We start from the raw sequence: 11,488 nt of genomic DNA, 5'->3' as shown, positions 1-11,488 counted from the left end.
GCTTCCGCAGGGTGCCGGCGTGCCGGCGTCCTTCCAGTGAACCCTTGCGGTGAGTCCCCTGCGTGTCCTGGCCCGCGTCCGCTGTGACGCGCCCGAAACACAGGGCTTGAATCCGCCGTGGACCCCCTCCGACTCGCGGAGAGAAGTTCCGTCTGATGGAATTGCAGTTCCATTCGACGGACTCCACGCTAGCACGCGGTGAGGCGCAGGTCACCGTCCCGGAGCGACGGACGACTACGATCGGCCCATGACCGCCGTCTCGCTCGGGATGCCCAGGGTGCGGCCCGCCGTGCCCTCCGGCGCCCCGGGAGACCTGGACCCGGCCCGCCCGGCGACCGACGCGCTCGTCGACCGGTACGGCCGCGTGGCGCGCGACCTGCGCATCTCCATCACCGAGAAGTGCTCGCTGCGGTGCACGTACTGCATGCCCGCCGAAGGGCTGCCCGCGATCCCCGCGAGGACCTGCTCACGCCCGACGAGATCGGCCGGGTCGTGCGGGTCGCGGTGGAGCGGCTCGGCATCACCGACGTCCGGTTCACCGGCGGCGAGCCGCTCCTGCGGAGCGACCTCGCCGACATCCTGCGCGCCGCGCGCGCCGCGGCGCCCGGCGTGTCCCTCTCGCTGACGACCAACGCGATCGGCCTCGACAAGCGCGTCCGCGGGCTCGTCGACGCCGGGCTCGACCGCGTGAACATCTCCCTCGACTCGGTCGACCGCGCGCACTTCGCTCGCCTCACGCGGCGCGACCGCCTCCCCGACGTGCTCGCCGGGATCCGCGCCGCGCTCGACGCCGGCCTCGCCCCGGTGAAGCTCAACGCCGTCCTCATGCCCGAGACGCTGGCGGGCGCGGCCGACCTCCTCGCGTGGGCCGTCGAGCACGGCTGCCACCTGCGGTTCATCGAGCAGATGCCGCTCGACGCCGACGGGCGCTGGACGCGCGACGACCTCGTGTCGGCGACGGACCTCCTGGCCGTGCTGGGCACCCGCTTCGACCTGCTCGAGGTCGGGCGCGACGACCCGTCGGCGCCCGCCGAGGAGTGGCTCGTGGACGGCGGACCGCAGACGGTCGGCGTCATCGCCTCCGTCACGCGCTCGTTCTGCGGCGCGTGCGACCGCACCCGGCTCACCGCCGAGGGCACCGTGCGCTCGTGCCTGTTCGGCGACGACGAGACCGACCTGCGCGCGATCCTGCGCTCGGCGGAGCTCGACGAGGACGAGCGCGACGACGCCCTCGCCCGCGCGTGGCAGGGCGCGATGTGGCGCAAGCCGCTCGCGCACGGCAGCGACGCCCCGACGCTCGCCGCCGACGCCTTCGCGGCGACGACCCGCAGCATGGGCGCGATCGGCGGCTGAGGCGGGCGCCCGGCGGTGGCGCAGATCATAGGGTGAAGCCGGTCACCTCGAGGCATCAGCCCAGGTCAGAGCCGCCGTCTCTTCCTACCATGGACGTCGTGACGACGATCTCTCCTGCACCCACCAACCGCCCCTCCTCCTCGATCTCCGGCGCGTCCTCGACGACCCCGGACAACACCGCGTCCGCGCTCCCGATCTACCGCACCGACGAGCGGTCCGCCGCCTGGAAGGCCGGCACCAAGAGCGTCCTGGGCGCGGCCGTCGGCGCCGTCGTCGGGGTCGTCGTGCTCAGCTGGTTCGGCCTCGTCCTCGGCACCGCCGTCGGCCTCGGCATCGGCATGCTGCTCGACAACCGCCCCGCCGAGCGCTGACCCGACCCTCCCCCTCCCGGCCCGCACGGCCGGGGCGGTCCCGCCCGACATCGTCGTCGCCCGGCGGATCAGAAGGAACTCACGAGAGGCGAGAAGTGGGCCCCTCCCCGGCTCCGGCCGGGGGCCACTTCTCGCCTCTCGTCGTCTCGCAGGCGGTCCAGGGTCGCGTCCTACAGACCGACCCACTCCGAGACGCCGTCGTCGAAGTGCTGGCGCTTCCAGATCGGCACCTCGGCCTTGATGCGCTCGACGAGCAGCGAGCAGGCCTCGAACGCCTCCCGACGGTGGCCCGCGGCAGCCGCCGCGACGAGCGCGACGTCGCCGATCCCCAGGCTGCCGTACCGGTGGACCGCGGCGACCCGCAGCCCCGTCTCGGCCGCCACGTCGGCGACGCAGCGCCGGATCACGGCCGTGGCGTCGGGGTGCGCCTCGTAGTCGAGCCGCGTCACCCCGCGGCCGCCGTCGACGTCGCGGACCACGCCGCGGAACGTCACGACGGCCCCGCACTCGGGGCCCCCGACGGCCTCCTCGACGGCGCGCGACACGGCGTCGTCGAGGACGTCCGTCGTCACGCGGCTCGGGTCTGTGGGCGGCGCGCCGCCGTCCGTCGTCTGCGTCACAGCTCCCGCACCTCCACCTCGGCCCCGGCGGCCCACTCTGTCACGTCGGCCGGGACGTCCACGAGCACGTCCGCGCGCGCCATCGACGCGACGAGGTGGGAGCCCGCTCCCCCGACGACGCGCACCGTGCCCCCGGGACCGGTCGCGCCTCGCAGGAGCTGCCGCTTGCCCGCGGGCGACGTCAGCGGCTCGGCGAGCACCGCCGTGCGCACGCGCTCGGCGCCGGGCAGCCCCGCGGCCCGCTCGAGCGGCTCGCGCAGGAACATCGCGAACGACACCTGCGCGCTCACCGGGTTGCCCGGGAACGTGAGCACAGGCGTCCCGTCCACGGTGCCGAACCCCTGCGGCCCGCCCGGCTGCATCGCGACGGAGCGGAACGTCACGTCGGAGGACGCACCGCCGCCGAGGACGTCCTTGACCACCTCGTACGCGCCCTGCGACACGCCCCCGACGTCACGACGAGGTCCGCGACCGCCGCGGCCTCGGTGAGCACGGCGGCGAACCGCTCGGCGTCGTCGCCACAGCGGGCCGTGAGCACCACGTCGCCCCCCGCGCGCCGCACGGCGGCGCCGAGCGCGTCGGCGTTGGCGTCGAAGACCTGCCCGGGCGCCGGGGCCTCCCCCGGGCCGACGAGCTCCGACCCCGTCGACAGGACCGCGACCCGCGGCCGCGCGACGACCCGGACGCGCCCGACCCCGCACGCCGCGGCGGCCGCGAGGTGGTGCGGCGCGAGGACGGTCCCGTCGGTCAGCAGGACGTCGCCCGGGCGGACGTCGGAGCCCGCCTCGCGCACGAAGTCGCCCGCCGCCCGCGGCACCCGGACCTCGACGGGCTCCGGGTCGGCCGACGTCGTGGAGGCCTGTCCGGCCGCCGGGTCGGTGACGCCCTCCTGCGCAGGGCCCGCGGGCGGGCGGGCGAACGTCCCGGTCGCGGTGTCCTCGACGGGCACGACGGCGTCCGCCCCCTCGGGCACGGGCGCGCCCGTCATGATGCGGGCAGCCGTGCCCGGCGCGAGCCGGGGCGGGACGCCCGGCGCCGCCGCGATCTCGGCGACCACGGCCAGCCGGACGGGCGCGTCCGCCCGTGCGTCGGCGACGTCCGCGGCGCGGACGGCGTACCCGTCCATCTGCGCGTTGCGGAACAGCGGGACGGCGACGGGCGCGACGAGGTCTCCCGCGAGGACCCGGCCGAGCGCGTCGGCGAGGTCGACGCCCTCGGTGCGGGCGCGGCGTCGGGCCGCGTCCACGAGGGGTGCGAGGAGGGCCGCGACGTCCGCGCGGTGCTCGTCGACGCTCACCCGTGCTGTTCTTGCCATGCCTCGCCCTTCCCGCTCCCCGCACGCCGACGGGCCACCCCCAGGAGCGGGCGACCCGTCGGCCGTGCGGTCGATGTCGAGGCTCAGCCTCCCACGGCCGCGGTGAGCGGACCGCGCACGAAGTACACGACGAACCCGGCCGCGACCACCCACAGCAGCGGGTGGACGTCGCGCACCCTCCCGCACGCGGTCCGCAGCAGGACCCACGTGACGAACCCGATGCCGATGCCGTTCGCGATCGAGTACGTGAGCGGCATCGTCACGATCGTGAGGAACACCGGCAGCGTCACCGTGAAGTCGGTGAGGTCGATCTCCTTGATCTGGCCCATCATCATCGCGCCCACGACGACGAGCACCGCGCTCGCGACCTCGATCGGCACCACCGCCGTGAGCGGCGTGAGGAACATCGCGACGAGGAAGAGCCCGCCCGTGACGACCGAGGCGAGGCCCGTCCGCGCCCCCTCGCCCACGCCCGCCGCCGAGTCGACGAACACCGTGTTCGACGACGACGACGTCGCGCCGCCCACGACCGCCCCCACGCCCTCGACGACGAGCGCCGACTTGATGCGCGGGAAGTTGCCGTCCGCGTCGGCGAGGCCGCCCTGCTTGGCGAGCCCCGTCATCGTGCCCATCGCGTCGAAGAAGTTCGTGAAGAACAGCGTGAACACGAGCATCGTCGCCGCGAGCGCCCCGATCCGGTCGAACGCGCCGAACGAGAGCTGCCCGAACAGGCTGAGGTCGGGCACCGAGACGAGCGAGCCGGGCAGCGCCGGCACGGTGAGGTGCCAGCCGCCGGGGTTCGTCTCCGACGCCGGGCCGAGGTGCAGCACGGACTCGGCGACGATCGCGACGACGGTCGTCGCGACGAGCCCGATGAGCAGCCCGCCCTTGACCTTGCGCGCCACGAGGACGCCCATGGTGAGCAGCCCGACGACGAACACGAGCGTGGGGACCGAGGTGATCGACCCGCCGTCGCCGAGCTGGACCGGCGGCCCGCCCGGGGTGCGCGTGACGAACCCGGCGTCGACGAACCCGATGAACGCGATGAACAGGCCGATGCCGACCGTGATCGCGGCCTTGAGCTGGCGCGGGACGGCGTTGAAGATCGCCGACCGCGCGCCCGTCACGGCGAGCAGCACGATGAGCAGGCCGTTGACGAGCACGAGCCCCATCGCCTCGGGCCACGTGACGTCGCCGATGACGGCGACGGCGAGGAACGAGTTGATGCCCAGCCCGGCCGCGAGCGCGAACGGGAGGTTCGCGACGAGCCCGAACAGGATGGTCAGACCACCGGCGGCGAGGCCGGTCATCGCGCCGACCTGCGCTGTCTGGAGCCACCCGCCCGCGACGTCGACGGGCGCGTTCTCGGCGCTCGTCCCGCCGAGGATGAGGGGGTTGAGGATGACGATGTACGCCATCGCGAAGAAGGTCACCAGCCCGCCGCGGAGCTCGCGCCCGGTGGTCGAGCCGCGCTCGGTGATCCGGAAGAAGCGGTCGAGCCGGCCGGGGGCCGGTCCGGTGCCGCGTGCGTCGTCGTTCCCGGCGGTCTCCCGCCGCATGCCGAGGAGAGTCACGTCCTTGTGCCCTTTCCTGAGGTACCGACCGGCCGCGCGGCCGGTCAGTACTCGACCCGGGTCTCGAGGGCGCGCCAGGCGTCGAACGGCGCGGTGGCGGTGGCCGTGCGCTCGTGCACGACCTGCATGACCCGGTCGGCCGGGTCGGCGTCGAAGAAGTCGTAGAAGGCGGCGTCGTCGAAGCCGGCGCGCGCGGCGTCGTACCGGTCGGCGGCGTAGTGGACGGCGTGCACGCGCGCCCAGAGGGCGGACGCGAGGCACATGGGGCACGGCTCGCAGCTCGAGTAGAGCGTCGCGCCCGTGAGGTCGAAGGTGCCGAGCGCGGCGCACGCGCGCCGGATCGCGGTGACCTCGGCGTGCGCGGTCGGGTCGTTGTCCTGCGTGACCCGGTTGTTGCCCTCGAACACCTGCCCGTCGGCGGTGACGAGGACGGCGCCGAAGGGTCCTCCGGCGTGCGCGACGCTGTCGACCGCGAGGGCGACGGCTCGGTCCAGGTGTGCGGTGTCCACGACAAGAGTGTCCATGGTGAGTCTCCACGGTTCGGGCAGCGACGCCGGGTGCTCCGCCCCCGGCGTCCGGGCTCGTCGGTGAGCCGGGAGGAGGCGGCCGGCGGGCCGCTGCAGGCGAGTTGTCACGTCCGCCTGGTAGGTAGCTGCCGGTGTCGGATCGAACGTGTCGACCACCGAGCGTGTCGCTCGGCCCGGGCCCGCCGTTGGCACGCACGACGCTAGCAGCGCGTGACGGACGCCACAAGGGTTTCGGAAGAACTTTTCCGATATGCGGATGTGTTGACGAACAGAGCCCCGCGCTCGATGCTCCCGCGAGGTCTGTTGCGGAAGGATCTGCCGCCCGGAAGAGTTGTCCCAGCGCAGGTCCGACGCCCGGGGCGTCGCCCCGTCCCGACCCACCCGGAGGCCCAGTGACCGAGCCCGCTCCGCCGTCGTCCCTCCCCGTCGTCCGCGTCCCCGCCCGGCCGGGCCCGCCGCTGCGCTTCCAGCTCCGCCCCGTGGCGCCGTCGCTGCGCTCGTTCCTCGCGACCGAGGCGGGCGGCGCCGTCCTGCTCCTCGCCGCGACGGTCGTCGCGCTCGTGTGGGCGAACTCCGCGTGGTCGGGCGCCTACGACGCGCTCTGGTCCACGGAGGCGGGCTGGCGCGTCGGGCCGTGGGCGTTCGAGATGGACCTGCACCACTGGGTCAACGACGCCGCGATGGCCGTGTTCTTCCTCGTCATCGGCCTCGAGATCAACCGCGAGGTCACGAGCGGCGAGCTCCGCAACCGCCGCACCGTCGCCGTCCCGGCGCTGGGCGCGCTGGGCGGCCTCGCGGTCCCCGCGCTCATCTACGTCGCGTTCAACGCCGGGTCTCCCGCGGAGCACGGGTGGGGCATCGTCATGTCGACGGACACCGCGTTCCTCGTGGGCATCCTCGCCCTGTTCGGGCCGCGCTGCCCCGACCAGCTCCGGCTCTTCCTCCTCACGCTCGCCGTCGTCGACGACATCGGCGCCATCACCGTCATGGCGCTCTTCTACACCGACGACCTCTGGCTCCCGGGCCTCCTCGTCGCCGCCGTGCTCGTCGTGGTGATCCTCGTGCTGCGCTGGCTCGGCGTCTGGCGCCTGGCGCCGTACGCGCTCGCCGGGATCGCGCTGTGGGGCGCGGTCTACGCGTCGGGCGTGCACGCGACGCTCGCGGGCGTGCTCGTGGGCCTGCTCGTGCCGTCGCGCTCGTCGCGGCCCGTGGACGTCGCCGTCGTGCCGAAGTACGCGAAGCGGCTCGCGCAGGAGACGACGGCGGAGCGCGAGCACCTCACCGAGCTCGCGGCGCGCGCGGCCGTGCCCACGAGCGAGCGCCTCCAGCGCGTGCTGCACCCGTGGAGCGCGTACGTCGTCGTGCCCGTCTTCGGCCTCGCGAACGCGGGGGTGCAGCTCGACGGCGAGTCGCTGCGCGCGGCGGCCACGTCGCCCGTGACGATCGGCGTCGCGGTCGCGCTCGTCGTGGGCAACGCCGTCGGCATCTTCGGGGCCGCGACGCTCGCCCTGCGCCTCGGCCTCGGCGACCTCCCGGGGCGGGTGCGGTACTCCCACCTGCTCGGAGGGGCGATCCTCGCCGGCATCGGGTTCACCATCTCGCTCTTCATCGCCGAGCTGGCGTTCGACGACGAGGCGCTCGTCGAGCAGGCCAAGATCGGCATCCTCGCGGGCTCGCTCGTCGCCGCCGTGCTCGGGTCCGTCGCGCTCCGGCTGTTCGGCGAGCGCTGGCCCCTGTGCTCGCCCGGCGCGGACGGCCCGCCGCCCGAGCTCCCGCCGCTCCCCTGGCACCCGCCCGCGACCACGTGACCGCGCGCCCGAGCGCACGGCACGGCACCCCACGGGTACCAGTGTGGTCGCCGCCCGGGAGCCCCGACCCCGCGAGCGCCCTACGGCCGCGCGGCGGCGGCGACGGCGGCCCGCAGGCCCTCCGCGGTGACGCGCCCGCGGTAGCGGACGCCGTCGACGAAGAGCGTCGGGGTGCCCTGCACGCCGACCGCGAGCGCGTCGGCGTAGTCGCGCTGCACCGGCGCGGCGTACCGCTGGGCTGCGTCCCCGACGACCGACGCGCCGTCGAGCCCGAGCTCCTCGGCCCGCTCGGCGAGCCCGGCCTCGCCGAGCTGGTCCTGGTGCGCGAACAGCGCGGCCTGCATCTCCCAGAACCGGCCCTGCGCGGCGGCCGCCTCGACGGCGAGCGCGGCCGACAGCGCGTGCGGGTGGATCTCGAACAGCGGGAAGTGGCGGAACACGAGACGCACCCGGCCGCCGGAGGACTCGACGACCTGCCGCAGCACCGGGGCGGCGGCGGCGCAGTACGGGCACTCGAGGTCGCCGAACTCGACGATGGTGACGGGCGCGGCCGGGTCCCCGAGGACGTGCGCGTCGGCGGGGACGAGCTGCTCGGCCGGGACGCGGTCGGGAGTCTGCTCGCTCACGCCGCCCAGCATGGCACGGGTGCGGCGCCCGTGGTCAGGCGAGCACGAGCGGCCGGGTCTCCTGGGCCGCGCCCGGCACGGGCTCCACGAGACGCGCGAGGTCCGGGCCTACGCTGTCGCGCCACCAGGCGAGGTTCCGCGCGTGGCGCGCGTAGACCGACGCGGGGTCGGCGCTGAGCGTCACCGCCGTCTCGGCGAGGTAGACGGCGTCGACGGTCTCGGGCGGGGTGGGCACGCCCGCGAGGACGCGCAGCGCGCCGCGGAAGCGCGGGCGGTGGTGCAGGCGCTTGACGAGGTTGAGCGCGCCGAACAGCAGCCCGGGGCGGATGCGGCAGACGAGCTCGTCGTCCCGGTGGAGCTGCGCACGCAGGCGCTCCTCGTCGACGACGAGACCGCGCGCGACGGCCTCGCCGAGCATCCACAGCAGCGCGGTGTCCGAGAGGGCGCGCGCCCGCGCGCCGCCGCCGACGTCGCTGTGCCCGCCGGGGAACCAGACCTGCTTGACCCGGGGCGCCATGGCCACGGGCACGTCCCACAAGCACGGCTCGAAGGTGATGCGGCGGTCGTCGATGGCGAGCGCCTGGCGGGCGCACCGCACGTCGGTCGACAGGCGCAGGTCGTGGAACCGGCTGCGGCGGCGCGACAGGCCGGGCACGCCGAGCGCGCCGACCGTGTCGAACACCCCGAGGAACGCTACCGGCACGTGGTCGTGGCAGTACGCGGCGCGGAACGTGCGGGCACGCTCGGCGCGGCGGGCAGGGTCGCGGTCGCGGTAGACCTCCTCCGCCTCGCACAGGTGGTCGCGCGCCAGCGCGTCCTGGGTGAGCAGGCCGACGGTCGCGACCATCCCGACCACGCTGCGCGCGGTGTACGCCCCGCGGCTGAACCCGAACACGTAGATCTCGTCGCCGGGCTCGTAGTTGAGCGCGAGGTGGCGGTACCCCGCGACGACGTTGCGCGTCAGGCCGTAGCCGAACGCCCCGCCGAGGAGCCGGTCGACGAGGTAGCCCTGCGCCCCGACGCCCTCGACGGAGAACACCATCTGCTGGACGCCGTCCGGTCCGATCCCGGTGCGGACGGAGCGCGCGATCTTCTCGATGTTCGACACGCTCGCGTTCACCGGCGAGTTCCACGTGCCGTCGCAGCACAGCACCAGCCGCTTCATGGTCCCTCCTCGATCCGCCCCCGGCGGCGCGTCGGGGACACCATCTGGGGAGGGTCGTCGCGCCCCGGCTGATGCACGACGGCGCCCGCCGACGCACGGACCGGTCGGGGTTCGTGAGCAAGCCGTGAGCGTGTCCGTGCGCACCCCCGGATCCGTCCGGGAGGGTCGCCGTCGTGCCGTAGGTTCTGGCGGTGTGACCGCCACGAGCACCGCCCCGCCCGCCGGCCCCGCGGACCACCCGCCGGGCGGCCGGGAGCGTCGGCACGCACGCGTGCAGCGTCGGCACCGGGCTGCGTGGATCGCGGCCGTCGTGGCGCTCGTGCTCGTGCTGGGCGGGGGCGGCGGGGCGTTCGCCTGGCACCGGGACACCGAGTACGACGCGCTGGCCGACCGCGCCGCGACCGCCGAGGACCTGCTCGCGGCGTCGGACGGGAAGGTCGCGGACCCGGCGGTGCGGACCGCGCTGACGACCGAGGTGGACGACGCCCGCGCCCTGCTCGCGGCGCCGTTCCTCGACCGGATGACCACGGGCACCGACGCGACGGACCGGTCGCTCGTGTCGGCCTCGGACGCCGTGCACGCCTCGATGCTCGACCACGCGCGGAGCGAGGTGACCGCGGCGCGCGCGAGCCTCGCGACCGCCAGCGAGCTCGGCGAGAAGATCTACGCCGCGACGGACGGGCTCGGCGCCGACGAGGCGGTCCGCGCCCGGCTGCGCGACGCGCTGGACACCGCGGCCGCGACCGACGCCGCCGCCGACGCGGGTCTCGCGGGCGACGACCTCGCGACGCTCGAGCAGGCGGTGCTCGACCTGGGCGCAGGCCTCGGGGTCGTGAGCACGTCGACGGAGGAGACGTCGGTCGCGCAGGACGCCGTCTCGTGCCCGGCACCGGACCAGGTGTGGGACCCCGACAGCGGCCGCGTGCCCGACGCCGCTCTCGCGCCGATCCCGTGGTCCCCCACCGACCGGGTGCGCGCGGACGTGCTGGACGGGCTCGTCGCCCTCGACGCCGCGTACGTCGAGCGGTTCGGCGTGCACCTGACGATCAACTCCTCCTATCGGACCTTCGAGGAGCAGCAGGGCCTGTACGACCCGTCGTCGCCCATCGCGGCGCCGCCCGGGTGCTCGAACCACGGGCTGGGGTTCGCCGTCGACCTGGGCGGCGGCGTCCAGGCGTTCGGCACCCCGCAGTACGAGTGGCTCAAGCAGCACGCCGAGACCTACGGCTGGACGCACCCCGACTTCGCCGAGCCCGACGGGCGCGTGCCCGAGCCGTGGCACTGGGAGTCCGTGCTGGCCCGCGCGGACGGCTGAGCGCGCCGCCGGTCGCGCCGGGGACCCCGGGAGCGCCGGGGCGGGTCCTCAGGAGGCGTGCGCCCGCTCGACGTCGACGCGCGTGACGTCGCCCGGCGTGGGGCCGTCGCGCAGCCAGGCGACGAGGCGGTCGACGGCGTCCGGCGCCCCGGACGCGACGACCTCGACGGTGCCGTCGGGCCGGTTGGTCGCGGTGCCGTCGAGGCCGAGCGCGGCGAGCCGCTCGCGCGTCGCCCAGCGGAAGCCGACGCCCTGCACGCGCCCGTGCACGAGCGCCCGCACGGCGACGTCCGCGGCACCGCGCGCCACGCCCTCACCCGGCCGCGTCACTGGTGCACGTGCGCCGGGGCGCCCGTCGACGACGCGATGTCCGACTCGGCGTCGTCCAGCAGCCGGTCCGCGAGCCGGCGCAGCGCCCGCCCGACGGCGATCTCGTCGCCGATGAGCGGGACGTCGCGGTCGTGCGGGTCGCGCCGCGCCCGCCCGACGGTCCGCACGTGCTCGGGCGTCTCCGCGACGAGGACCGCCTCCGCCGTCGTCCGGCCCTCCGACTCGACGACGCTCACCTGCACGCGCCACACCTTCGTGGTGTCCGTGCCGTCGCCCGTCTCCGCTCCCGGGACGTGCTCGACGTAGCTGTCCGACCCCGGGTAGACGAGCGTCCGCTCGCCCGTGTCGGCCCACTCGACGAGGTACGGCGGCGAGCCGTCCTCGTGCCGCAGCTCGACCACGACCCCGTCGCGCACCGCCCCGCCGACGACGCCCGAGGCGGTCACGATCCTGTCCCCGACCGATGCCCTCATGGCTCCTCCTC

At 75.3% G+C, this 11,488-nt stretch carries 11 protein-coding genes and 2 pseudogenes; 4 read left to right on the top strand and 9 right to left on the bottom strand.

From position 1 onward, the window contains the following. Positions 1 to 247 precede the first annotated feature (247 nt). A pseudogene (gene moaA, locus BJP59_RS04035) lies at positions 248 to 1,353 on the top strand (GTP 3',8-cyclase MoaA). A 98-nt stretch (positions 1,354 to 1,451) separates the two neighbouring features. Next, positions 1,452 to 1,724, top strand: a complete 273-nt coding sequence (locus tag BJP59_RS04030) for a hypothetical protein (RefSeq protein WP_194522251.1) — start codon at positions 1,452 to 1,454, stop codon at positions 1,722 to 1,724. Positions 1,725 to 1,894: 170 nt separating this feature from the next. Here BJP59_RS04030 and BJP59_RS04025 read toward each other — a convergent pair whose 3' ends face one another. The 5 genes and pseudogenes from BJP59_RS04025 to BJP59_RS04010 form a co-directional block, all read right to left on the bottom strand. Then, on the bottom strand, positions 1,895 to 2,344 hold the full coding sequence (locus BJP59_RS04025; RefSeq protein ID WP_114553936.1) for a molybdenum cofactor biosynthesis protein MoaE: 450 nt from the start codon (positions 2,342 to 2,344) through the stop codon (positions 1,895 to 1,897). Further along, positions 2,341 to 2,610 carry a hypothetical protein gene (locus BJP59_RS20285; RefSeq protein ID WP_336244631.1) on the bottom strand — a complete coding sequence of 90 codons (270 nt, stop codon included), beginning with the start codon at positions 2,608 to 2,610 and terminating at the stop codon, positions 2,341 to 2,343. The genes BJP59_RS04025 and BJP59_RS20285 overlap by 4 nt, the downstream gene beginning before the upstream one ends. Positions 2,611 to 2,646: 36 nt before the next feature. Beyond that, positions 2,647 to 3,659: pseudogene (locus BJP59_RS04020) on the bottom strand (molybdopterin molybdotransferase MoeA); the annotation flags it as partial. Between the two features lie 83 nt (positions 3,660 to 3,742). Further along, positions 3,743 to 5,218, bottom strand: coding sequence for an NCS2 family permease (locus tag BJP59_RS04015; RefSeq protein WP_194522250.1), 1,476 nt, complete (start codon positions 5,216 to 5,218; stop codon positions 3,743 to 3,745). Between the two features lie 59 nt (positions 5,219 to 5,277). Next, positions 5,278 to 5,757 (bottom strand): nucleoside deaminase, encoded by a 480-nt coding sequence (locus tag BJP59_RS04010; RefSeq protein ID WP_194522249.1) that lies wholly within the window; start codon positions 5,755 to 5,757, stop codon positions 5,278 to 5,280. A gap of 395 nt (positions 5,758 to 6,152) precedes the next feature. Between BJP59_RS04010 and nhaA the strand changes: the two genes are divergently transcribed. Then, complete coding sequence (nhaA, locus tag BJP59_RS04005) at positions 6,153 to 7,568, top strand: Na+/H+ antiporter NhaA (protein ID WP_051876943.1); 1,416 nt, start codon at positions 6,153 to 6,155, stop codon at positions 7,566 to 7,568. Between the two features lie 80 nt (positions 7,569 to 7,648). On the opposite strand, the gene BJP59_RS04000 is transcribed toward nhaA, so the two are convergent. Beyond that, positions 7,649 to 8,194 (bottom strand): DsbA family protein, encoded by a 546-nt coding sequence (locus BJP59_RS04000; RefSeq protein ID WP_228485261.1) that lies wholly within the window; start codon positions 8,192 to 8,194, stop codon positions 7,649 to 7,651. 34 nt (positions 8,195 to 8,228) lie between these two features. Further along, complete coding sequence (locus BJP59_RS03995; protein ID WP_194522247.1) at positions 8,229 to 9,359, bottom strand: DUF2235 domain-containing protein; 1,131 nt, start codon at positions 9,357 to 9,359, stop codon at positions 8,229 to 8,231. A 193-nt stretch (positions 9,360 to 9,552) separates the two neighbouring features. Between BJP59_RS03995 and BJP59_RS03990 the strand changes: the two genes are divergently transcribed. Then, positions 9,553 to 10,674, top strand: coding sequence for a M15 family metallopeptidase (locus BJP59_RS03990; protein ID WP_194522246.1), 1,122 nt, complete (start codon positions 9,553 to 9,555; stop codon positions 10,672 to 10,674). Positions 10,675 to 10,722: 48 nt separating this feature from the next. Here the strand turns inward: BJP59_RS03990 and BJP59_RS03985 are convergent, their stop codons facing one another. Further along, positions 10,723 to 10,983 carry an acylphosphatase gene (locus BJP59_RS03985; protein WP_194522245.1) on the bottom strand — a complete coding sequence of 87 codons (261 nt, stop codon included), beginning with the start codon at positions 10,981 to 10,983 and terminating at the stop codon, positions 10,723 to 10,725. Between the two features lie 17 nt (positions 10,984 to 11,000). Continuing rightward, complete coding sequence (locus BJP59_RS03980) at positions 11,001 to 11,477, bottom strand: dsRBD fold-containing protein (RefSeq protein WP_061266925.1); 477 nt, start codon at positions 11,475 to 11,477, stop codon at positions 11,001 to 11,003. Positions 11,478 to 11,488 lie beyond the last annotated feature (11 nt).

Origin of the sequence: Cellulosimicrobium sp. JZ28 (assembly GCF_015327065.1) — a bacterium.
Classification (GTDB): Bacteria; Actinomycetota; Actinomycetes; order Actinomycetales; family Cellulomonadaceae; genus Cellulosimicrobium; species Cellulosimicrobium funkei.
The sequence above is the reverse complement of the archived record's forward strand: the minus strand, read 5'-3'. Positions and strand labels throughout refer to the sequence as shown.